The sequence below is a fragment of the Bradyrhizobium sp. SZCCHNS3002 genome, from assembly GCF_032377435.1.
In the GTDB taxonomy this organism is placed as follows: Bacteria; Pseudomonadota; Alphaproteobacteria; order Rhizobiales; family Xanthobacteraceae; genus Bradyrhizobium.
Window position 1 is genome coordinate 96,386 of record NZ_JAUHHY010000013.1, and the last position, 20,258, is coordinate 116,643.

Sequence of the window (20,258 nt, forward strand, 5' to 3'; positions counted from 1 at the left end):
TCACTCGCAGCAAGGCGCCGCGGGAGAGAGGCGTTGTCCGGCCTGCGACGAACTCCTGGAAATGGTCGACGGCGCGACGCAGATTGCCTACCGACTGACAGTCGTGCCGGAACGGATCTTCGACCGCAGCCAAGTGCGTCCCGCGGCGGTTGATCGAGATTGCAACCTTGATCTGACGCAAGGCACGCCGACAGGTTTCGTACTAATTTAATTGTGTCATTGCCGAACTGCCTTTGCTGGGAAGCTACGACGTTGACGCCGAGCCTCGGACCGCGGCGGTCCGAGGCTCATTCGTCGGCCTTCGCTGTGCCCGGTTGCGCCGCACATCACCAGCGGCAATCAGCCTAACCGAAGCGAACAGCGCGACCGACCGTATTTTACCGGAATTGATCCGAGTGGGTTTTGCGCTTCCATTTGTGGTGCGTACATCAAACCCAGCGGCCTGGGGCGGTCAGGGCTCACCGGTTTTGGCAATGCCGCTCTATTTCTTTCGTATCCGCAACGGCCACTTCTCAGGCGCGTCCGAGTATGGGACCGAGTGCGCCGACCGCAACGCAGCCTGGAAAGAGATGACCACCGTCTGCGCCGACATGGCCAGCAGCATCTCGCGCAAGCTCGCCGAAAACTCCGAATGGCAGATGGAGCTGCTCGACGAGGCACGGCAGCCGGTCTTCCGCATCCGGATCGTCGCCGAGTCGCTGGATCAGGCCTGACGGCTCGCCAGACCTCTTGTGGATTGTCACCGACGAGAACCACAACCTCAGCCTGTGGCCGGCGAGGTCGACTGCGCGTCATTTCGGCAGCCGAGCTTGATCGAGATCAAAATGCCTGTCTGCATCCTGGCAGACATTTAAATTTGTATGGGTAATCTGATCTTCAAATGTCCGCGAACGGGGATGAACGTGCAGCATTGGCTGGAAGAGCCGAAGCCAGGCGATCCCACGTGCTCCTATGAAACCGTGGTCTGCAAGGCCTGCACGCGGCTTCATTTCATCAATCGCGACACACGCAAGCTTCTTGGCGAAAAGGAATGAGGCGCTTGCCGGAATCGTTCAATCGGCGCTGGGAAGCCGCCGCATCGTGAACTCGATCGCCCCGTCGGGAAGCTCGCGCCAGCTTTCGACGGCGCTCATGTAGCCGGCCTTGGGATAGCGGGTCAGATAGTCGCGGGCCTTGGCGCGCGCTTGCTCGCGCGGCAGCGTGAACGTGTCGCGAACGTAGCCGTCGCGAGCCTGTGCGGCGCCCTTCTGGCGCCGGGCCGCCATCCGGCTGGCAATGTCCCGGGGCCGCATCCCCATCGACGAACTCCAACGCGCTGCCACACCGTCAATATAGACGGGGCCGCGAGGAATCCGAGTCCGCAATCGGCCCGGAGGGTCAGAGCCCGCCCGACCCGAACGCGATGAATCTCAATTGGTGCTGCCGACAGCCTTCGGCTTCTTGGCCGCGGTGGTCTTCATGGCAGGCGCCGCCTTGGGCTGCTCCGCCGCACGGACGTTGCCCCAGGGATCGGCGCTCGTCTTGGCATCCGGAATCTTGCGCATGGTGTCCCTGTAGGCCTGTTCCCGCGCCGCTTCAGCTTCCTTTTCCTCGGGCGTCTTCGAGGGACCGTCGGCGAGAAGGTTGATATTGGGCATTTGCGCCATCGCGGGAACCGCCCAGCCTGCCAGCACGGCGACCGCCATCGTCACGATCAGCTTCTTCATTGGTTACTCCCCGGTAGAGGCGCCTTATACCATCGCCTCGCCATGCGCCAAGCCCGCGGCACTGTGCCGAAACGGTGGACCGCAGGCCGGGATGTTCGCGGCCGCACCGTCTGCGCGCACCTGCCGTCTGTTCCACGGTGTGCCATCATCATAGTTTTCCAACTCCGGCCTTTTCAAGCCGCCGCTCTGCGGCAACATTCCGGCGGCTCCGCCGATCGCGGCGACAAAAGTCGACGAGACAAATCGACAAGACCATGGGAGGACCTCCGCGCGTGCCGAATGAGACCCCGAACTTCACCATCGACGACGCGAGGCGAATCCTCGATGACGTGTTCGCTCCCTGGATCAAGGATCTTGGCCTGATCGTCGAGGACATCGCGCCCTCCCCGCTGGGCGAAGCCGGCGCCATCCTGCGCATGCCGTTCTCGCCGCGGCTCTGCCGCGACAATGGCGTTGTCTGCGGCCAGGCGCTGATGGCTTTTGCTGATACCGCGATGGTGATCGGGATGGTCACCGCCAGCGGCGGCTACCGGCCGATGACCACTGTCGACCAGACCACGCATTTCATGCGCGCCATTGCTTCCGCCGACGTGCTGGCGGATGCGCGCGTGGTGCGGATGGGCCGCACCATGAGCTTCGGCCGGGTCACACTGACCAGCGCCGGCGATGGCAAGCCGGTGGCCATGGTGTCGAGCGCCTTCGCGATGCTCTGATCCGCGCGGCCCGGCCGGGGTTAACGAAACGTGAAGGCGACGGCCCGGGCCTCGCGGGCCGGATTCATCTGATCGAAACGCGAGCGTGATTTATTTTAGGTGCTTTTGACGCGAAAGGTGACGCCATTCGGCACCGGGTTACAGGCCATGAGCGAGACGAGTGACAAGCGCATTGCACCGAGGCATCGGGTGCTGAAGCAGGGCAGGCTGGCGTTCGACGGCGGCGGCGCGGTCGATTGCATGGTCCGCAACATGTCCGATACCGGCGCCAGGGTCGAGGTGGTCAGCCCGGTCGGTCTGCCCGAAGCCTTCACGCTGGTGATCCCGGCCGACAAGTTCACGCGGCGCTGCCACGCAGTCTGGAGCCACGACAAGCGGATCGGCGTCGCATTCGACTGATGGCGGTACCGGACCGCTAGGCCCGCCGCAGGCGCCATCGCCACAACGCCACGAACAGACCAACCAGCACAATGGCCGCGAGCAGCACACCGGCGGCAAACCGTCCGCCGGGGCGATCAATCGTCCGTGACCATAGCGAGGGCCCTTCGCCATCCCGCGCCAGCCGAAACGCCACGACGCTGTCGCCGAGCGACGTTCCCGCCTCCGAATGCCCCCCCGCTGCGATCACCACGAATTGCTCGCCCTTCCATTGATAGGTCATCGGATTGGCGACGCCCGGCGCGGGCAACCGGCCCTGCCAGAGCTCCTGACCTGAGACAGAGTCGAAGGCGCGCAGATAGGCGTCCATCGCGCCGGTGAAGACGAGGCCGCCGGCTGTGACCACGACGCCGTTGACGAGCGGCGTGCCCCACTTGAACGCCAGCCCGAGCGGAGCGCGATCCTCGGTGGTGCCGACGGTCGAGCGCCACAGGATCTTTCCGGCCTTGAGGTCGACCGCAACCATTTCGCCCCATGGCGGCCGGTTGCACAACAGGCCGAGCCTGGACATCGCGACCGCCCGTGTCACGGCGAACGGCGCTCCGCGCTGCAGTCCAAAATCAACACCGAGCGGCGCCTTCATCCGGTCGGCTTCTGCGCGCGGGATCAGCCTGACGATGTGGATGGCGCGGCTGACATTGGCGTAGAGGATCTGGTGGACGGGATCGAACGCCGCACCGCCCCAGTTCACGCCGCCGCCGGTCATCGGAAACAGCAGCGTGCCCTGAGTCGTCGGTGGCGTGTAGAGACCCTCATTGCGCAACGGCGCGAGCTGATCATCGCAGGAGGAATCCAGGACGCGCGGCACGGCCCTGAAAATATCACCCGCCGCGAAGCGCTGATCGAGCAGCGGCGGCACATGGGTCGGGAACGGCTGCGTCGGCGACAGAACGTCACCCTCGACCGCGCCTTGCGGCACTGCGCGCTCCTCCACCGGCCAGACCGGCGCGCCGGTGTCGCGGTCGAGCACGAACACGAAGCCTTGCTTGGTCGGCTGCATCACGACGTCACGCGCCCCCTGCCCGGTCTCGATCCGCGCCAGCATCGGCTGCGCCGGCAGATCGTAGTCCCAGACGTCATGATGGGTGGTCTGAAACGACCAGGCCAGCGCGCCGCTTTCGATCCGCAAAGCGACCACGGAATCGGCGTGCCGGTTGTCACCCGGACGCGCACCACCGAAGAAATCCGGACTGGGCGAGGAGGTCGGAAGGAACACGAGGCCGCGCGCCTCGTCGACCGACATCGGCGCCCAGACGTTCGCATGTCCCGCCGCGATGCCGTCATGGATCAGCGGATCGAAGCTCCAGCGCAGCTCGCCGGTGCGGGCATCGAAGCCGCGGACCGTGCCTCTGGGCGCATCGACCCGCACGTTGTCGCCGATCGATGAGCCGACCACGACGACGTCCCTGCCCGCCACTGGCGCCGAGGTGATCTGGAACTCGCCCGGCCACAGCAGGTCCTTGCCGATGTCGATCCGCACTTCGCCGTCCGCTCCGAAGCCGGCGCAGGGCTGTCCCGTTTGCGCGTCGAGGGCGATCAGGCGCGCATCGACCGTACCCATGAACAGCCGGCTGCGGCATGCCGTGCCGGCGGGCGCCCGCTCGTCCACCCAATAGGCAACGCCGCGGCAGGCATAGCGATTGGCCGGGCGCCGCCCGTCACCGACCTTGGGGTCGAAACGCCAGCGCTGCACGCCGGTGCCGGGATCGAGCGCGACCACCTCGTTGAACGGCGTGCAGAACACCAGGCTGTCCTCGACCAGGATCGGCGTCGCCTCGAACTTGGTGCGCAGGGCCGCTGCGGGCGGCCGGTTCTGCAGATCCCCGGTGTGATAGTCCCAGGCCGGCACCAGCCGATCGACATTGGAAGGCGTGATCTGCGCCAGCGGCGAGAACCGCATTCCACTGGCATCGCCGCCCCAGTGCTGCCAGCCAAGGGCCGGCACGACCATCAACTGGCTTCCGACGAGGACCGCGCAAGCACCCGCTCGACGCAACGACATGACCCTTCCCTCCTGCAGACTGCATCCGAAGCGGCGCGCCGGGACGATGAAAGCAGCCTTCGCGGGCGGATCGAGCGGGATGGGACGGACGGCGGCATCCGCGGGACGAGTGGTGGGGAGCGATGACGAATGGCAGAACCGCGAGGATGACCCGAACGAACGTCCCCCGCCAACGTCAATGGCCGCCCCTGCGGGCGGCCACATCGATGCACGGATGTCAGCAAGCTTCAGTAGCCGTAACCACGCCGCACCGGATAGTTCTGAGGCACCCGTCCATAGCCGCCACCGATCCCGATGCTCACCGGCGGCGCCACGCGCACCGGCGGTCCATAATACACGCGCGGCGGAGGCGGCGGCGCATAGACGACGACATCGTCGCCAGGGTCGCGCCGGGGCGTGCGGCCGGCGCGCTTGGGCGGGTCTTCGTCGCGCTTCCTCGCCGGCTTCTCCTCGACCCGCTTCTCCGACTTCCGGGCCGGCGGAGGCGTCTGCGAGCATGGGCAGGTCGGGCCTGCCGCAGCCACGGCCGGCACGACCGGCGAGGCTGCCGAAGCGGCCGGGATCGCTGCATTGGCGGCCGCCACCACCGGCGTCACCACGGGCCGGTTGCGCAGGCGCTCGATCAGCTTGCGCGCGGTCGGGGTCAGGTCGCTGTTCGGATAGCGGTCGAGAAAGCCCTGATAGGACGCCACCGTATTGATCAGCACCGCCTCGTTCCAGGCGGCCATCCTGTTGTGGAGGTCGAGCCATTCCCGCGCCTGCGGGCCATAGGGCGGCGCGGTGTAGAGCGCCACGAACGCCTCATAGGCCTCGACGCTGCCGTCGCCGACGATAAGTTCGTTGGCGGCCTCGATCGGCTTGCCCTCCAGGCTGCGCTTCCATTCGTCGACGCTGCGCTTGGCGACGACCGGCCGCGGGCCGGCATTGGCAGCGCCCGCATCTGCCGGCCCGACGAAGCGAAAATCCTCCGTCAGGGACGACGAATCCCACGGCGTCTGCCGGCCCTCGGTGACCTTGTTCACCGCGACGCGCACGCGCTTGAACGCCTGCTCGATCGGCAGGCCCGGCTCGCGCGCCGCCTGCAGCAGCGCCGTGGTGTAGGGACTGTTGGCGCCGGTGCCATCCTCGGCTTCCGCGCCGGGCGAGGTCGAGTAGGACAGGAAGGTGCCCGGCGCTCCGGTCTTGGCGTCGACCAGCGCAAGGCCGCGGCCCGCGTTCTGGCTGATGGCGGGAAACGGATTGTTGCGGCAGGCATCGAGCAGCAGGATGCGCATCCGGCTCGGCACCGAATTGAGCGTGTTCAGGAGATCGTTGAGACGCACGGCCTGCAGCGGAATGTCGGCTTCACGCCGCGGATCGACGTCGACGGGTACGAGATAGTTCTCGCCATCGATCTGCAGTCCGTGGCCGGCATAGAACACCAGCGCCACCGTGTCGGGTCCCTTGGCCGCGATCTTGGCAGCAAAGTCGCCCACCTCCCTGTTGAGGTCCCGCTGCGACAGATCGGCGGCGCTCGTCACGTCGAACCCCGCTTCACCCAGCATCTTCGCCATTGCCCTGGCATCGCTGGCGGGATTTGGCAACGGCGTCACCGAACGATAGGCCGACTGCCCGATCACCAGCGCCAGCCTGCTGCTTTCAGCCAATGCGGGAGCAAGGCCGGCGAACAGGCCGCCGGCGAGCAATGCAGCCCTGAGAGCGTACCGAAACATGGGATCTCCAATCTGCTCATGGCGTCCCTGTTGGTCGGGCCGATTCGTGACCCGGTTCACCCCGACGGGCACAATCCGGTGAGACGATGCCGCACCGCCGGCGCCGTTGACGTCCGCTCTTGCCGCATCGGCCCGCGCCCCGACATCGTTGCTGCACGAGATTCCCGCAGCAAAGCCGTGATCACTGGCTACGCGCTAGCTTGCGCGCGGCGATGGGGAACGATGCGACATGCGGCGGATTGCGTCACACGTGGGGCTGCTCGCGGCGCTGCTTCTGACCGGCTGCGCCGCCGACAGCAATGCGCGCCTGCCGGCCTTCATGCGGGCCAAGGCGCCCGAGCCGCCGCAGCCCGAAGCCGCGCCGGATATCGCGCTTCTCGTGCGCAAGAATCTCGACGCGATCTTCGTCGCAACGACGCTGCCGCGCGATGTCGAAGCCACATCCGCCCGACATGCCGATGCCGGCCTTACATGGACCGCCTGCGTGCGGGCTCAGATCATATCCGCCAGTGGAACCGCACTCCGGCGCCAGACCTATCGGCTCACGATCAGGCACAACGAGATCATCGACCGGCGGCGCGCGGCGACCCGCGACGACTGTGTTCCTGAAGACTACAAAGCCGTCCTGCCGACGAAGTAATTCCCTCCGAAGACGAGCTGGATCCGCCAACTCGACTGGAACTCGCCCTGTCGGCGGGCGTGCAGGAACGGACTACCGCACCGGTCGCAGATTGTTAGTTCTTAGCTAACGCAAATCCGCAACCGCACAGCGAACGAATGGCTCAAATTTAACGATTCCTGCGGAACATCGGGGCCCACAAACGCGGAATGACCCTGGACCTGGTTTTCCATGAACGTTCACCTCGTCGGCGATGACACGGCCAAGCTCGCTATGCTTCGCGGCATGCTGGCCGAACGCTGCTCGCTCACATCTGAACTGATCGGTGATGCCGACTTCAAAGGCGGCGACATCGACGCGATTGTCGTGGCCGCCGATCTGCGCCACGTCGACAACATCACCGCATTGAAGGAAATCTCCGACCGGCTCTCGCGTATTCCGCGGCGGATCTTCCTGACCAACAACAAATCCCGTCTGTCGACGGTCCAGGCCTATGCGCTCGGTGCGACCAGCGTGCTGTCGAGCACGCCGAGCCGCAATCAGTTGCTCGGAAAGCTGCTCGATGCGCGCCCCGGTTCTGCAGCCAAGAGCATCGCGACCGACGACCGCCAGGCTGCATTTGCGGGCGCGTCCTGCATCGCCTCGATGTTCGCAGCCGTGCTGGGCGGTACTGCGATCGACGTCGAGGAGACCCGGCGGGCGGGCAAGCGGATCGCCGACTGTATAGCGGAAAACGGTCTGTCCGACTGGCTCGCCACCGTTCGCCGCCATCACGAAGGCACCTATCAGCACTGCCTGCTGGTGACCGGCATCACCGTGGATTTCGGCTTGAGCCTCGGCGTCCACAGCTCCGATCTGGAGCGTCTCTACATGGCCGCGATGTTCCACGACATCGGCAAGGCCAAGATCCCGCTCACCATTCTCGACAAGCCGGGCCGGCTCGACGTCAAGGAACGCACGCTGGTGGAAACCCATCCCGTGGCTGGTTACGATGCCCTGAAGGACAACGCAGCGATCACCGACGAAGTGCTGAAGGCGGTACGCAACCATCACGAATTTCTCGACGGCAGCGGCTATCCCGACGGGCTGATGGCCGACAGCATCCCGGACCTGACGCGCATCCTCACCATCTCCGACATCTTCTCGGCGCTGATCGAATATCGCAGCTACAAGCCGGTGATGACGCGCGAGAAGGCCTATGAGATCCTCCAGGGGATGGAGGGCAAGCTCGAGAAGCCGCTGATCGGCGCGTTCCGCGAAGTCGCGCTGATCCGCTGACCGCATCCGGCGACATGCTGAACCGGCCGTTAACGCATCCATTCGAATTGTTGGCCGGCGGCAAGCGTCTCTTGTCAGCTTTGCGCTAGTGTCGCCCACGCGGTGCGGGTTGTCCGCGCCGCGAGGGGACTATCGGGACGTGGCCGAGATCATCGATCGCGCGATTGCAACGGCTTCATCGACGGCAGGGAACCAGCAGGCCGGTCCGCTCGCGCGCGAGCGCGCCGCCGACCTGGTGCCGTTGGAGACCGTTTCACCGCAGGCATGGCAGGATCTGGCGGAGCGTGCGCGCGAGCCGAACGGCTATTACCTGCCCGGCTGGGAACGCGCGGTGAATGCCACGGCGCGCGGCCGCACCGGAACATCGGCGCTGTGCGCATGGGATGACGATCAGCCCTCGCGTCTCATCGGCCTGATGCCCACGACCTCTTTATGGCATGCCTGCAGGCTTCCCCTGCCTGCGCTCGCCAGCGGCCATCCCTACGGCACGCTGTGCACGCCGCTGCTCGACGCCGGGCGCGCGGAGCGGGCTGCGGCGCAACTGCTCGATGCTGCGCGACGAACGGGCGCTCGGGCCCTGCTGCTGCGCGACATGTCGCTGGCAGGCTCCGTGATGCAAGCGTTCGAGGCGGCGCTTCGTCGCGGGGATCTGCGCCCGCGTGTGCTGCAATCCTATGAAAGAGCCTTTCTCGATGCGACCGGCGTCGGCGACCAGATGCTGCATGACGCGCTTGGCGCCAAGAAGCTGAAGGAGCTGCGCCGCCTGCGTCATCGGCTGGCCGAGCATGGCGACGTCCGCTTCGAGGTCGCGCGCTCTCCCGGCGACGTCTCCACTGCGCTGGAAACGTTTCTGGTGCTGGAGGCGAGCGGCTGGAAGGGACATCGCGGCACTGCGCTGATCCAGCACGACGGCGACGCGGCGTTCATCCGACGCGCTGCACCGGCGCTGGCGCGGCACGAGGCCTGCGAGATCATCAGCCTCATGGCGGGCGACACCACCGTTGCGGCGGGCGTCGTCTTGCGGCATCAGGATCGCGCCTTCTTCTTCAAGCTCGGCGTCGACGAGCGCTTCGCGAAATACTCGCCCGGTGTCCAGCTGACGCTTGACCTGACGCGGCACCTTTGCGCGGATCCGAAGATCAACGCCGCCGACTCCACCGCCGGTCCCGACCATCCTATGATCAACCCGATATGGCGCGAACGCCTCGCCATCGGCGACGTGATGATCCCGCTCTATGCGCGCGATCCGGTCGTCGAGCTTATTCACGGCGCGTTGACTGCGCGACGCGAAGGCCTGACCATCGCACGCCGCGCGGTGCACGGGATCCGCGCCCTCCGAAAGCGCCGGCCGACTACTCAGCCGCCTCGGCGTTGACCTCCGCCGACACCTGCCGGATGGCGCGCGCCAGCATCTGCGGATCCTGCGCGCCGGAGACGGCGTATTTCTGCGCGAAGACGTAGGTCGGCACTCCGGAGATGCCCTTCTCTGCGGCCTCCTGCGCCTGGGCCGAGACCAGCGCCACATCCTCGTCCGTCGCCAGCATCTTGCGGACCACCTCGGCATCGAGCCCGCAATCCGCTGCGGCCTGTACCAGCACCTCGACGTCGGTCAGATCGCCGCCGTCGCGGAAGTACAACTCCATCAGCCGCTGCTTCATCTCCGGCGCCTTGCCGATCTCGCCGGCCCAGCGGATCAGGCGATGACAATCGATCGTGTTGGGCTGACGGGCGACACGATCGGGATGATAGCTCAGCCCCTCCTGCTCCGCGGCCGCGACCACGCGGCCTGCGATTCCCTTGTAGGCTTCGACCGATCCGAACTTGGTCGTGAGGTACTGCTCGCGGCTGATGCCCTCGCGCGGCACCCAGGGATTGAGGAAGAACGGCCGGAAGTTCACCTCGACCGGCACGTCAGGCACGAGCTTCAGCGCCTCCTCGATGCGCTTCTTGCCGATGTAGCACCAGGGACAGACGACATCGGAGACGACATCGATGATCAGCGGCTTCAAGGTGCTCATGCGCGTGCCTCCAAGTTCCCATGGCTGCGCCCAACATAAGCCCACGCGCGGCCAACACAAGCGGGGTCACGGCGAGGTAACCATCTCCTTCAGCCTGAGCGCAGTGAGCTCATCGGCGGGAAAGAAGGTCTCCAACGCCAGCTCCGACAGCGTGATGTCGACCGGCGTGCCGAACACCATCGTCGTCGAGAAGAAGCTCAGCACGTCATCGCCGACCCGAAGCCGCAATGGGATCGCGACGCTGTCGGCCGCGAGCGGCGCCGATCGCGCGGGGAATGGATAGGACTTCAGCTCCTCATAGAGCTTCAGCAGATCCGCATCCGCGGTGGCCTCGCATTGCCGGTGCAATCGCTCCAGCAGATGGCCGGCCCATTCGGCGAGGTTCACCGTCCGCGCCGCGAGCCCCTCCGGATGCAGCGCCACCCGCAGCACGTTGAGCGGCGGCGCAAGCAGCCGCTCGGAGACCCCTGTCAGCAGCGGCGCGATCATGCGGTTCGCCGCGACCAGGTTCCAGTGCCGGTCGATCGCCAGCGCAGGGTTGGGCTCGTGCGCCTTGAGCACGAGGTTCATCGCCTCGCGCGCGGGCTTGAGCGCCGGATCATCCAGCGGGCGCTGCTGGAAGGCGGGCGCGTAGCCGGCCGCCACCAGCAAAACGTTGCGTTCGCGCAATGGCACGTCCAGTCGCTCCGCCAGTTTGAGGACCATGTCGCGCGACGGCGCGGAGCGGCCGGTTTCCACGAAGCTCAGATGTCGTGCCGAGATCTCGGCATCGAGTGCGAGATCGAGCTGGGACAGATGCCGGCGCTGCCGCCATTGCCGCAAGTGCTCGCCGACATGAGCGGGTCTGGCGCGGTCGGCGCGCGCCGAAGCAAGCTGTGCATTCATGATCCGAGACCTATCACGCTGACGTCAGCGCCTCCATGATCTGCCAGGTAATCGAAATGCCTCCCGGCGCAGGTCATCGTCCTCACCACAGGAGATGACGATGAGCAGGCAGCGCGATCCCGAGACCCTTCCCTTCCCCTTCACCGCCGCCAGCCAATGGCTGGCGGGTCTCGCGACATCGCTGCTGGCGCGCTCGCTCAACATGCCGGAGCCGCTGCTGCACATCACGGGCAGCCTCGTCTTCGCGCAGGTGTACGCGATCGAGACGAGAGCCGCGCGCTCGCTGCGCCCGGCGCGGCTACGGCGTCAGCTCCTGGCCTGGTTCCGTTGAACCGCCCCCAACTGAAGGAGACCCGACATGATCACCTCGTCCGCCCTGCTCCGCCGCGCCCTGCTCGCCGATGCCGCCTTCAGCGGCGTTGCCGGACTCGCGCTCACCTTCGGCGCTTCGCCGCTGGCGACGCTGCTGCAACTGCCTGACGCGCTGCTGCGCGAGACCGGGCTGTTCCTGATCGTCTACGCGGGCTTCGTCGGCTGGCTGGGCTGGCGGCAGATGGCTCCAAGGCCGCTGATCCTTCTGGTCATCGCCGGCAATGCGGCGTGGACGGTCGGCAGCATCGCGTTGCTGTTCTCGGGCGTCGTCACACCGAACGTGCTCGGGGAGATATTCGTCGCGGTGCAGGCGGTGGGCACCGGCGTCTTCGCCGAATTGCAGTATATGGGCTTGCGCCGGAGCACCGTCGCGGTCACGGCCTGACCGGTGGTGAGCGCCGGGCTTCATGATCGAGCGGCCCGGCGCTCGCGACCGAACCGAGATTGACATGCGCGGCGAATGCATCTTCTGCATAATCTGAGATCGACAGGGGATCGCAGCGATGCAGCCGCAGGTGATCGGAACGGAAGGCTACGCCACCGAGGCCGACAGTCTCTTGGTGCGCTACGAGAGCATTCCGTCGGAACAGGTCCATGGCGCCGTGCTTCACCTGCTGCCCGCCGCGCCAGCGCGCGTGCTCGACATCGGTGCGGGCACGGGCCGCGACGCCGCCTGGTTTGCGAGCCTTGGACATCAGGTGGTGGCCGTCGAGCCGACCGAGGCACTACGCGTCGGCGCCATGCAACTGCATCCCTCCCCCGCCATCACCTGGATCGACGACAGCCTTCCCGATCTGGCCGCACTGGCCGCTCGGGACGAGCAGTTCGACCTGGTGATGCTGACCGCCGTTCTGATGCATCTCGACGAGGCGCAGCGGCGACGCGCGCTGCCCAACATCGCGGCACGGGTCGCCCCCGGCGGACTGCTGATCATGACGCTGCGGCATGGGCCGGTGCCGCCGGGCCGGCGGATGTTCGAGGTCGCGGCCGAAACGATCATCGAGCCGGCGCGCCAGCTCGGGCTGACGCTCCGGCTCAACCGCCTCGGCGAGTCGCTCGGCGCCGAGAACCGGGCGGCCGGAATCACCTGGACGACGCTGGCCTTCGGCAAGCCGTCCTGAGAGATCCCGGAAACGGGCCCGCCAGATCAGGCCGCCTTGGCGCGGTTGGTCAGCGTCTTTGCGGGGGTGGATTTGGTCTTGCCGCGACTGCCGGCAGCCGGCCGCCGGGACTTGGCTTTGCCGCGAGCCGCCGCGCCCGATTGGGCTTTTGCCTTGGACCGCTGCTTGGCCTTGTCCTTGACCAGCTTCTCGGCCTTTTTGTTCGCCTTCTTCTCGGCCTTGCGCTCGTCCTTCGCCTTCACCCGCGCCCGCTCGGCGCGCGCCTCGGCCTTCTTCTTCGCCCGCTTCTTCTCGCAGGCATCGCATTTGCAGCCGATCGGCTTCAGATAGGCTTTGAAGTAGTCCGTGCCGTAGTCGTAGTTGATCTCCTCGCCGGGCTCGATGTTCTTGATGGCCCGGATGAAGATCTTCTTCTTGCGCGGCTTGACGTCGGACTCGGCGTTCGGCTTGCAGGAATGATTGATGTAGCGGGCGACGTTCTCGCGGATCGAGCCGTCGATGGTCCAGCGCTTGTCGAGCTCGAACAGATATTTGTTCTCGATCGCATCCTCCTCCGCCTTCTTCGAATCCAGGAGCGGTCCGAAATAGCGGATGATCTTGGTGCCCTTCTTGATCGGCTGTGTGGCAAACAGGCCGAGCCCCGTCTTGGAGCGGCCGATGCGATAGGGTTTGGATTGCGGGATGACAGGCATGAGTGATGAGAAGACTTGGACCTCGCGAGGCCGCCGTTCTAGGATAAATTCGCGACGCTGTCAGGTGTTTCCCGCCGCCGTTTCGCGCCGTCCCCAGCTTGCAGCGTCCTGCGCAGGACGAGTTCCGGTCATCAGGGGCCCTGCCGCTCGAAATCCTTCGACATCGCGACGTGGCGCGAATCGGCGCCGCGCTGATGCTCTAGGCTGCGTCCGTCGGCCGGGCGGCCGCAGCGAGCGTCACTTCGCGGTCTTGCGCGCGGCGGATGTGCGCCTGCTCGCCGTCTTCGATGCGCTCTTCCCGGTCTTCGATTTCGCCGCCCGCTTGCGGCCGCTCGTCTTGGTCTTTGCCGCCTTCTTGGCCGCGACGCGCATGTTGTCGACCAGATTGGGATAGCGCCGTCCGGCGCGCCGGGCGCGGGCCTTGGCCGTCGCCTTCTCGGCCGGAGTGAGATGGGTGGAGGCCTTGCCGGCGCGCTTGCGCGGATTGGCCTTGCTCCAGGGAGCGCGTGGGGTTCGTGCCATGCATTGCCAACGCATGATCCCCCACCCGGTTTCCGGTGCGTCGAACTACGCGCCCGGCGGCAGCTTCGGCACCGTGGCCCTGAGCATCGCCTCCAGCAGCTTTTCGGCCGTGGTGCCCGGCGGCGAGCGGCGCAGGATGTCGGCAAGGCGGCCGTCGAGCAGCAGCATCGTGTAGCCGTGCACCAGCGACCAGGCGCGGGCGATCGCTGCCGACTGATCGAGCGACAATTCCTCGTCGCCGACCGGACCTTCGCTGCGCGCGGCGACCGAGCCCGCGAGTCCGGCAAACGAGGCTTCCGCGGCCTCGTGCAGCGCGGGGCGGGAATAATCCAGACGCTCCGTCCGGAACATCAGTCCATACATGCCGGGATTGGCCTGCGCATAGGCGACATAGGCGCGGGCCCGCGCCATCGCCCGCTCGATCGGCGTGCCCGGCTGCTCGCCGGCCGCTTTCATCGCTGCATTGAACCGCGTGAATCCGATTGCCGCGAGCTCGCTGACCAGCCCGGTGAGATCGCCGAAATGATGCGTCGGCGCCGCATGCGACACGCCGGCCTCGCGCGCCACCGCGCGCAAGGTCAGTCCGGCCAGCCCGTCGCGCTCCAGCACGCGCTCGGCCGCTTCGAGCAGCGCATCGCGCAGCGCGCCGTGATGATAGGGGGCGGCCGGCTCGCCCGCGCTCACCGCGCGCCGCGATCGCGTCCGGGCCGCCGCCGTCGTCGTCCGGTGCCTGCTCAGTCTTGCCTGTTCGATCTTCGTCATGCTTCTCCTTATACAAGCAATTTTGACAGCGTAAAGATTAGCCTTGACCTCGGGCTTCTCGGCCGGTAGCTTTATCTTTACAACGTAAAGATAAAGCTGGCTTCGAGGGGAAGGACACGCCATGAATGGACCGTCGAACGAAACAGCCCGGCAGCGCCGCACTCCGCGCGACAACATCGCGCCGATCCCGTTCGAGGCCGACGCGCCGTTCCTCGCCATCACCGGCGAGCTGCCGCGCGAGCTGAACGGTACGCTCTATCGCAACGGCCCCAACCCGCAATTCTCTTCGCCAGGCTCGCACTGGTTCGTCGGCGACGGCATGCTGCACGCGTTCCATCTGGAGAACGGCCGCGCGTCCTATCGCAACCGCTGGATCCGCACCCCGAAATTCGAGGCCGAGCGCAAGGCCGGCCGCGCCCTGTTCGGCGGCTTCGGCCGCAGGCTGCCGGATGCGCCGGCCGACGTCACCGATGGCGGCGTCGCCAACACCAACGTCATCGCCCATGCCGGCCGCCTGCTCGCGCTCGAGGAGGCGCATCTGCCGACCGAGATCGAGCCGGGCACGCTCGCCACCCGCGGCTATCATGATTTCGGCGGCCGCCTCCGCGGCGCCTTCACCGCGCATCCGAAGACCGATCCGGTCACCGGCGAATTGCTGTTCTTCGGCTACAACGCCGCCGGACCGCTGACGCCGGCGCTGTCCTACGGCACGGTCGATGCGGCCGGCAGGCTGACGCGCCTCGATCGTTTCGAGGCGCCCTATGCCAGCATGGTGCACGACTTCATCGTCACGGCCAACCACGTGCTGTTTCCAATCCTGCCGCTCACCGGCAGCATCGAGCGCGCAATGTCCGGCAGGCCGCCTTATGCCTGGGAGCCCGACAAGGGCGCCTATGTCGGTGTGATGAAGCGCAGCGGCGACATCAAGGACATCGTCTGGTTTCGCGGTGACGCCTGCTACGTCTTCCACATCATGAACGCCTGGGAGGACGGCAACCGCATCGTCGCCGACGTGATGCAGTTCGAGGAAGCGCCGCTGTTTCCGCATCCCGACGGGCGCCCGACCGATCCGGCCAAGTCGGTCGCGCGGCTGTGCCGCTGGAGCTTCGACCTCGCCGGCAACACCGACCGCTTCTCGCAGAGCTATCTCGACGACCTCACCGGCGAATTCCCCCGCATCGACGACCGCCGCGCCGGTCTCGCCAGCCAACATGGCTGGTACGCCTGCGCCAATCCCGACGGGCCACAGTTCGGCGCGCTGTCCGGGCTCGCCCATGTCGACGGCGCCGGCACGCGCCGGGCGACGCACCTGCTGCCCGCTGGCGACACCCTGTCCGAGCCGGTGTTCGTGCCGCGCAGCCGCGATGCCGCCGAAGGCGACGGCTGGCTGCTCACGGTGGTCTGGCGCGCCGAGAGCAACACGTCCGACCTCGCGGTGTTCAACGCCACCGACATCGGCAATGGGCCGGTGGCACTGGTGCATCTCGGCCATCGCGTGCCTGACGGCTTCCACGGCAATTGGGTCGGGGCTGACGATCCAAGGCATTGAAAAGCCTTGGGTAAATTGCGAAGTCACAAGATTTTGACACTGTCAAGATTTGCTTGACCCGACGCCGTACGGACTCTAAGTATCTTGGCAGTGTAAAGATTGGCCGGGCGAACTTATGACGATCTTCCTCATCCTTGCGCCCTACGGCGTCTATGCTGCGCTGATGATGGTGGTCTCGGCCACGCTCAGCCTGGCCGTCGGCGCCGCGCTGTGCCTTGCGGTGGTGGCGCTGGATGTGATCAAGGGCCGGGCGATCAAGATCCTCGGCCTCGGCTCGGCCGTCGTGTTCGCCGCCGTAGCCACCTACCTCCAGCTCATCGATCCCACGCCGAGCGCCTCTATGGTGCGTCTTGCGGTCGACTGCGGCATTTTCGCGCTGTCGCTGGGCTCGATGCTGCTGCGCATGCCGTTCACGCTGCAATATGCGCTCGAGGCCGTCCCTCCGGAAACCGCGGCGATTCCGGGCTTCCTGCGCGCCAATTACGTCATCACCGGCGCCTGGACTGTTTCCGCGCTGCTGATGATCGTCGGCAACCTGATGACGCTCTACGTGCCCGGCCTGCCCTATTGGACCGGCCTCGCCATCGCCTTTGCCGCCCGCAACAGTGCACTTTATTTCACGCGCTGGTATCCTGACTACCGCCGAACAAAGGACGTGGCAGCGCAGACTGCCGCCGCAATGTCCGGCCAAGATTCGTGACCGGGGTCTGCTGCAGGAGACGTGCGTGAAAGTCGTGTTTGCCAAGCTGATTGCCGACTTCCTGTCGGCCGCAGTGTTCTTCCTCCTTTACATCGCGACCGACGACGTGGTGCTGGCGACCGCCGTCGCGGTGGCCGTCGCCGTGGTGCAGGTGGTCTGGGCGCGCATCAAGGGCGTGCACCTCAGCTTCATGGCCTATGCCAGCGTCGGCCTTGTGATCGTGCTCGGCGGCGTGACGCTCCTGACCAACGATCCCCGCTTCATGTTCGCCAAGCCCGCGATCGGGCATTTCGCCATCGGGCTGATCATGCTGAAGCGCGGCTGGATGCTGCGCTACGTGCCGCCGATCGTGTCGGAGACCATCCCGGAATACGTCACCATCGCCGGCTATGCCTGGGCGGCGCTGATGTTCGCGCTCGGCCTCGGCACCATCGCGGTCGCCATGACCGGCGACATCAAGCTGTGGGTGCTCTACATCACCGTGGTCGCGGGCGGCGCCAAGGTCGCGGCCTTCGCGCTGCAGTTCATCGCCTTCCGCTTCGTGGTCGCCAACCGCCTCAGGGCGGCGCGGGCCTGACCGCTGCATCCGATCGCCGCAATGGGCTTACGCGCAAAGATGCGCTATAGGGGCGGCCGAACGCATCCTCGAGGCCGCCGCCTCGAGGTCCGCAAAGCGCAACGCCAGGAGAACGATCGATGGCTGTGGACGGCAACTGGAATCTGACCTTGAACACGCCGATGGGCGAGCGCAGCGCGACCCTGAGCGTGAAGAGTTCGGGCGCGACGCTGACCGGCACCCAGGCCGCCGAGGGCGATTCCGCCGAGATCTTCGACGGCACCGTCAACGGCGACGACGTCGCCTGGAAGGTCTCCATCACCAGCCCGATGCCGCTGACGCTCGACTTCAAGGGCAAGGTCGCCGGCGACACCATCTCGGGCGAGATGGGCATCGGCTTCATGGGCAGCTTCCCGTTCACCGGCGCGCGGGGCTGAATCCGTAAGGTGGGCAAAGGCGCGCCCACGCCGCCACTCGATGGCGATGTGCTCTCCCGCGCCGTGCCCACCATTCGCTCCGCAATGCTCCGACTGACGGTGGGCACGCGACCGCCTTGCGGGCGGCCGCTTTGCCCACCCTACCGCCGCGCCGCTCGGGCTTGTTCCGCTTCACATCTCAAACAGCATGGACAAGCGCGCGCGCACTCGCGGCGAACATCGCCCGAGGGATACATCGGCATGTCCCTCTCCAAATGCAGAGGGCGCAGGGAAGGCCAGGCGTCGGCTGACGCCTGCGGCCCGCCTGCGAAAGAAATGCAGGCGGCAGGTACCACAGGTGCAGCCGAGAACACCCGGCCTTCCCTGCGCGATGGTCTTCACGCTTATACGCGATCTCCCCGGTGTCCGGCTTGTTAGCCACCGTCGCCCGAAGGATCATCATCCTCCGGACTTGGCGCCAGCTTCGGGGCGCCAGGACCACGCGACTTCGCGTCCGCATATCGCCGTTCGTCGGCACACCCCGAGGGCATGCTGCGGCAATCCGCGGCCATCGCCTCCCCGCCTCGCGTGTCGTGACGATCGCGCGCAACGCCCCTCCGCAGTGAGGCGGGATGGCGAGAGAGAACCACGATTTCCGAAATTTGGCAAGTGATTTATTTTTTTCGGAAATAGGAGCCGCCATCTCGCCTCCCCGGCCGGGCATCACGCAACACTCTCTCTTTTGTCATCGAGCCCGGACTCCATCGTGCGGCAATGCGCGCGGCAAAATGGATTCCGGGCTCGCGCTGCGCGCGCCGCCCGGAATGACGGCTGAGTTTGTCGCGGCCGTCGTGCCCATATGCCGCGTTCAAAACCAGATCTGCATCGGCACGCCATGCGCGTCGCGCGGCGGCTCGCCCTCAGGGACGCTGCCGACACAGTCGCAAGCGGCGAGTGCGACGGCACAGGCGTCGAGCACGTCGTCTTTCTTGGCGCCGGTGCCGCGACGCGCGATGCCGATCCAGTCATCGATCTCGGCAAAGCCCGCGGCGATCAGCAAGGCGCGCCGCAGCGCGGCGCCCTGCTCCGTCTTCTTCGACGGCAGCGGCGCGCCGTGGAGGCGCAGGAACACGAGCTCCGGATGCACCTCGCGGATGTCGAGCTCGCGATGCGCGCGCACGAAGGCATCGACCTCCATGATCTTGCGGCCGAGATGCCAGAGCTGGCGCGAGGCGCGCGGCTGGCGGCGGCGCGAGGCCTCGATATTCGCCTCATCGGGATCCGTGTACTCCTCCCACAGCCAGCGCCGCGCGCCAGTGAAGACGCGGGAGCGATGCGGCGTCAGCTTGTCGCGGGCGAGCTGGTCGCAGTCGCGATTGCCGTCGTCGGTCATGCCAATCGGCATATCGATGGCGGCACGGGCGAAGGGGGCTGCAAGCGCGGTCGAGATATCAGCCGGGAAGCTGATCGCGTGATCATCGCCATCGATCGAGACAGCGACCCAACCGTTGCGGAATCCGTCGAGCCCGACGACCAAGGGCCGCGAGTGGAAATTCCCGCCTAGCACGTTCGCATAAGCTTGTGACGCGGAGAGCAGCCACAAGACTGCAGCCGCGGCTCGGGATATGTGCGCTTGTTAGGTACTTGGACGCCACTTTCTCTAAACCACGCGAGAAGCGCCCTTTTTGATGTATCACCTATTTCGCTTCGGCGATGACCACGTCGAGCACCGATCTCGATGCGAAATTTCAGAAATTTCGCGGGCAATACAACGCCGTTCCGGCCGAAATGCCATGCGGCCTTCATGACCAAAACATTGCGCCCACCGATATCCCGAGACTGGTCTCCCAGCTGATGGACAGAGTTCCGAACCTGAATATATCCGCCGGCTCTAGGGCGATAGATATTGTCAGGACGCGAACTCCGGTCGGGCTTTTTTGTCTGAAAGCGCGAATCCCGCCAATATTGATCGAAGCTCAAGATTTCGCCGACCTCTCCAGCCCAAATGACTGCATCAGGATGCCACTTTCCATCCTTTCCTCTTAGCAGCGAGCGCCCCGCGAATGCCATCACGAGGTCGCCCACCTCAGCCAGCCTGCGTATTTCCGGCTTGCATATGGCGAGCGTTACGGAGGGCGGACCATAGTTCGGTGCGCTACCGTGATCCACTGTGATGACGTATCGCCACAAGTGCATG

The 20,258-nt window shown here is 66.1% G+C and carries 24 protein-coding genes; 13 read left to right on the top strand and 11 right to left on the bottom strand.

The genetic code is table 11. The annotated features are described in order from the left end of the window. Positions 1 to 473: 473 nt before the first annotated feature. The gene (locus QW845_RS25405; RefSeq protein ID WP_012045383.1) at positions 474 to 713 is read left to right on the top strand and encodes a DUF6894 family protein; all 240 of its coding nucleotides are present in this window, start codon (positions 474 to 476) and stop codon (positions 711 to 713) included. Positions 714 to 1,052: 339 nt separating this feature from the next. Here QW845_RS25405 and QW845_RS25410 read toward each other — a convergent pair whose 3' ends face one another. Both QW845_RS25410 and QW845_RS25415 read right to left on the bottom strand, forming a co-directional pair. Then, positions 1,053 to 1,298 carry a hypothetical protein gene (locus tag QW845_RS25410; protein ID WP_315804260.1) on the bottom strand — a complete coding sequence of 82 codons (246 nt, stop codon included), beginning with the start codon at positions 1,296 to 1,298 and terminating at the stop codon, positions 1,053 to 1,055. A gap of 111 nt (positions 1,299 to 1,409) precedes the next feature. Further along, the gene (locus QW845_RS25415) at positions 1,410 to 1,706 is read right to left on the bottom strand and encodes a hypothetical protein (protein WP_315804261.1); all 297 of its coding nucleotides are present in this window, start codon (positions 1,704 to 1,706) and stop codon (positions 1,410 to 1,412) included. Positions 1,707 to 1,960: 254 nt separating this feature from the next. Here QW845_RS25415 and QW845_RS25420 point away from each other — a divergent pair, with 254 nt between their 5' ends. Both QW845_RS25420 and QW845_RS25425 read left to right on the top strand, forming a co-directional pair. Then, positions 1,961 to 2,419: a PaaI family thioesterase gene (locus tag QW845_RS25420; RefSeq protein WP_409997964.1), complete on the top strand. Its 459-nt coding sequence runs from the start codon at positions 1,961 to 1,963 to the stop codon at positions 2,417 to 2,419. 147 nt (positions 2,420 to 2,566) lie between these two features. Further along, positions 2,567 to 2,818, top strand: coding sequence for a PilZ domain-containing protein (locus QW845_RS25425; RefSeq protein WP_315716061.1), 252 nt, complete (start codon positions 2,567 to 2,569; stop codon positions 2,816 to 2,818). Between the two features lie 16 nt (positions 2,819 to 2,834). Here the strand turns inward: QW845_RS25425 and QW845_RS25430 are convergent, their stop codons facing one another. Next, complete coding sequence (locus QW845_RS25430) at positions 2,835 to 4,808, bottom strand: pyrroloquinoline quinone-dependent dehydrogenase (protein WP_315804263.1); 1,974 nt, start codon at positions 4,806 to 4,808, stop codon at positions 2,835 to 2,837. 278 nt (positions 4,809 to 5,086) lie between these two features. Then, entirely contained in the window at positions 5,087 to 6,571 is a 1,485-nt protein-coding gene (locus QW845_RS25435) for a caspase family protein (RefSeq protein WP_315804264.1), read from the bottom strand. Positions 6,572 to 6,821: 250 nt separating this feature from the next. On the opposite strand from QW845_RS25435, the gene QW845_RS25440 reads away from it, so the two are divergent. The 3 genes from QW845_RS25440 (at position 6,822) to QW845_RS25450 (ending at position 9,843) form a co-directional block, all read left to right on the top strand. Beyond that, positions 6,822 to 7,211: a hypothetical protein gene (locus QW845_RS25440; RefSeq protein ID WP_315804265.1), complete on the top strand. Its 390-nt coding sequence runs from the start codon at positions 6,822 to 6,824 to the stop codon at positions 7,209 to 7,211. A gap of 210 nt (positions 7,212 to 7,421) precedes the next feature. Then, the gene (locus QW845_RS25445; protein WP_315804266.1) at positions 7,422 to 8,468 is read left to right on the top strand and encodes an HD-GYP domain-containing protein; all 1,047 of its coding nucleotides are present in this window, start codon (positions 7,422 to 7,424) and stop codon (positions 8,466 to 8,468) included. Positions 8,469 to 8,607: 139 nt separating this feature from the next. Continuing rightward, positions 8,608 to 9,843 (top strand): GNAT family N-acetyltransferase, encoded by a 1,236-nt coding sequence (locus QW845_RS25450; protein WP_409997965.1) that lies wholly within the window; start codon positions 8,608 to 8,610, stop codon positions 9,841 to 9,843. Here QW845_RS25450 and QW845_RS25455 read toward each other — a convergent pair. Both QW845_RS25455 and QW845_RS25460 read right to left on the bottom strand, forming a co-directional pair. Further along, on the bottom strand, positions 9,821 to 10,486 hold the full coding sequence (locus QW845_RS25455; protein ID WP_315804267.1) for a DsbA family oxidoreductase: 666 nt from the start codon (positions 10,484 to 10,486) through the stop codon (positions 9,821 to 9,823). The genes QW845_RS25450 and QW845_RS25455 overlap by 23 nt on opposite strands. Before the next feature lie 66 nt (positions 10,487 to 10,552). Then, positions 10,553 to 11,371, bottom strand: a complete 819-nt coding sequence (locus QW845_RS25460) for a helix-turn-helix transcriptional regulator (protein ID WP_315804268.1) — start codon at positions 11,369 to 11,371, stop codon at positions 10,553 to 10,555. 100 nt (positions 11,372 to 11,471) lie between these two features. Between QW845_RS25460 and QW845_RS25465 the strand changes: the two genes are divergently transcribed. The 3 genes from QW845_RS25465 to QW845_RS25475 all read left to right on the top strand — a co-directional run bounded on the left by QW845_RS25465 (position 11,472) and on the right by QW845_RS25475 (position 12,864). Next, positions 11,472 to 11,702, top strand: coding sequence for a hypothetical protein (locus QW845_RS25465; RefSeq protein ID WP_315804269.1), 231 nt, complete (start codon positions 11,472 to 11,474; stop codon positions 11,700 to 11,702). A gap of 27 nt (positions 11,703 to 11,729) precedes the next feature. Next, a complete protein-coding gene (locus QW845_RS25470; protein WP_315804270.1) occupies positions 11,730 to 12,128 on the top strand; it encodes a hypothetical protein in 399 nt (132 codons plus the stop codon). Positions 12,129 to 12,246: 118 nt separating this feature from the next. Further along, positions 12,247 to 12,864, top strand: coding sequence for a class I SAM-dependent methyltransferase (locus tag QW845_RS25475; RefSeq protein ID WP_315804271.1), 618 nt, complete (start codon positions 12,247 to 12,249; stop codon positions 12,862 to 12,864). Positions 12,865 to 12,890: 26 nt separating this feature from the next. Here QW845_RS25475 and QW845_RS25480 read toward each other — a convergent pair whose 3' ends face one another. From QW845_RS25480 to QW845_RS25490, 3 genes are all read right to left on the bottom strand, one after another. Beyond that, complete coding sequence (locus QW845_RS25480) at positions 12,891 to 13,556, bottom strand: SET domain-containing protein (RefSeq protein WP_315804272.1); 666 nt, start codon at positions 13,554 to 13,556, stop codon at positions 12,891 to 12,893. 237 nt (positions 13,557 to 13,793) lie between these two features. Next, positions 13,794 to 14,078: a hypothetical protein gene (locus QW845_RS25485; protein ID WP_315804273.1), complete on the bottom strand. Its 285-nt coding sequence runs from the start codon at positions 14,076 to 14,078 to the stop codon at positions 13,794 to 13,796. A gap of 45 nt (positions 14,079 to 14,123) precedes the next feature. Continuing rightward, the gene (locus QW845_RS25490; protein WP_315804274.1) at positions 14,124 to 14,840 is read right to left on the bottom strand and encodes a TetR/AcrR family transcriptional regulator; all 717 of its coding nucleotides are present in this window, start codon (positions 14,838 to 14,840) and stop codon (positions 14,124 to 14,126) included. Positions 14,841 to 14,961: 121 nt separating this feature from the next. On the opposite strand from QW845_RS25490, the gene QW845_RS25495 reads away from it, so the two are divergent. The 4 genes from QW845_RS25495 to QW845_RS25510 all read left to right on the top strand — a co-directional run bounded on the left by QW845_RS25495 (position 14,962) and on the right by QW845_RS25510 (position 18,082). Then, positions 14,962 to 16,389 (top strand): carotenoid oxygenase family protein, encoded by a 1,428-nt coding sequence (locus QW845_RS25495; protein WP_315804275.1) that lies wholly within the window; start codon positions 14,962 to 14,964, stop codon positions 16,387 to 16,389. Positions 16,390 to 16,504: 115 nt separating this feature from the next. Beyond that, positions 16,505 to 17,089: a hypothetical protein gene (locus tag QW845_RS25500; RefSeq protein WP_315804276.1), complete on the top strand. Its 585-nt coding sequence runs from the start codon at positions 16,505 to 16,507 to the stop codon at positions 17,087 to 17,089. Between the two features lie 25 nt (positions 17,090 to 17,114). Beyond that, a complete protein-coding gene (locus QW845_RS25505) occupies positions 17,115 to 17,666 on the top strand; it encodes a septation protein IspZ (RefSeq protein ID WP_315804277.1) in 552 nt (183 codons plus the stop codon). A gap of 119 nt (positions 17,667 to 17,785) precedes the next feature. Then, positions 17,786 to 18,082, top strand: coding sequence for a hypothetical protein (locus tag QW845_RS25510; protein ID WP_315804278.1), 297 nt, complete (start codon positions 17,786 to 17,788; stop codon positions 18,080 to 18,082). An 847-nt stretch (positions 18,083 to 18,929) separates the two neighbouring features. Here QW845_RS25510 and QW845_RS25515 read toward each other — a convergent pair. Then, a complete protein-coding gene (locus QW845_RS25515; RefSeq protein WP_315804279.1) occupies positions 18,930 to 19,598 on the bottom strand; it encodes a DUF429 domain-containing protein in 669 nt (222 codons plus the stop codon). Between the two features lie 23 nt (positions 19,599 to 19,621). Further along, entirely contained in the window at positions 19,622 to 20,257 is a 636-nt protein-coding gene (locus QW845_RS34190; RefSeq protein ID WP_409997966.1) for a hypothetical protein, read from the bottom strand. Between the last annotated feature and the right edge of the window lies 1 nt (position 20,258).

Coding starts and splice junctions, on each gene's coding strand:
- QW845_RS25510 (WP_315804278.1), top strand. CDS start 17,786: ATGGCTGTGGACGGCAACTGGAATCTGACCTTGAACACGCCGATGGGC.
- QW845_RS25415 (WP_315804261.1), bottom strand. CDS start 1,706: ATGAAGAAGCTGATCGTGACGATGGCGGTCGCCGTGCTGGCAGGCTGG.
- QW845_RS25490 (WP_315804274.1), bottom strand. CDS start 14,840: ATGACGAAGATCGAACAGGCAAGACTGAGCAGGCACCGGACGACGACG.
- QW845_RS25455 (WP_315804267.1), bottom strand. CDS start 10,486: ATGAGCACCTTGAAGCCGCTGATCATCGATGTCGTCTCCGATGTCGTC.
- QW845_RS25470 (WP_315804270.1), top strand. CDS start 11,730: ATGATCACCTCGTCCGCCCTGCTCCGCCGCGCCCTGCTCGCCGATGCC.
- QW845_RS34190 (WP_409997966.1), bottom strand. CDS start 20,257: ATGCACTTGTGGCGATACGTCATCACAGTGGATCACGGTAGCGCACCG.
- QW845_RS25435 (WP_315804264.1), bottom strand. CDS start 6,571: ATGTTTCGGTACGCTCTCAGGGCTGCATTGCTCGCCGGCGGCCTGTTC.
- QW845_RS25475 (WP_315804271.1), top strand. CDS start 12,247: ATGCAGCCGCAGGTGATCGGAACGGAAGGCTACGCCACCGAGGCCGAC.
- QW845_RS25500 (WP_315804276.1), top strand. CDS start 16,505: ATGACGATCTTCCTCATCCTTGCGCCCTACGGCGTCTATGCTGCGCTG.
- QW845_RS25460 (WP_315804268.1), bottom strand. CDS start 11,371: ATGAATGCACAGCTTGCTTCGGCGCGCGCCGACCGCGCCAGACCCGCT.
- QW845_RS25410 (WP_315804260.1), bottom strand. CDS start 1,298: ATGGGGATGCGGCCCCGGGACATTGCCAGCCGGATGGCGGCCCGGCGC.
- QW845_RS25485 (WP_315804273.1), bottom strand. CDS start 14,078: ATGGCACGAACCCCACGCGCTCCCTGGAGCAAGGCCAATCCGCGCAAG.
- QW845_RS25425 (WP_315716061.1), top strand. CDS start 2,567: ATGAGCGAGACGAGTGACAAGCGCATTGCACCGAGGCATCGGGTGCTG.
- QW845_RS25445 (WP_315804266.1), top strand. CDS start 7,422: ATGAACGTTCACCTCGTCGGCGATGACACGGCCAAGCTCGCTATGCTT.
- QW845_RS25430 (WP_315804263.1), bottom strand. CDS start 4,808: ATGGTCGTGCCGGCCCTTGGCTGGCAGCACTGGGGCGGCGATGCCAGT.
- QW845_RS25465 (WP_315804269.1), top strand. CDS start 11,472: ATGAGCAGGCAGCGCGATCCCGAGACCCTTCCCTTCCCCTTCACCGCC.
- QW845_RS25405 (WP_012045383.1), top strand. CDS start 474: ATGCCGCTCTATTTCTTTCGTATCCGCAACGGCCACTTCTCAGGCGCG.
- QW845_RS25495 (WP_315804275.1), top strand. CDS start 14,962: ATGAATGGACCGTCGAACGAAACAGCCCGGCAGCGCCGCACTCCGCGC.
- QW845_RS25420 (WP_409997964.1), top strand. CDS start 1,961: ATGGGAGGACCTCCGCGCGTGCCGAATGAGACCCCGAACTTCACCATC.
- QW845_RS25480 (WP_315804272.1), bottom strand. CDS start 13,556: ATGCCTGTCATCCCGCAATCCAAACCCTATCGCATCGGCCGCTCCAAG.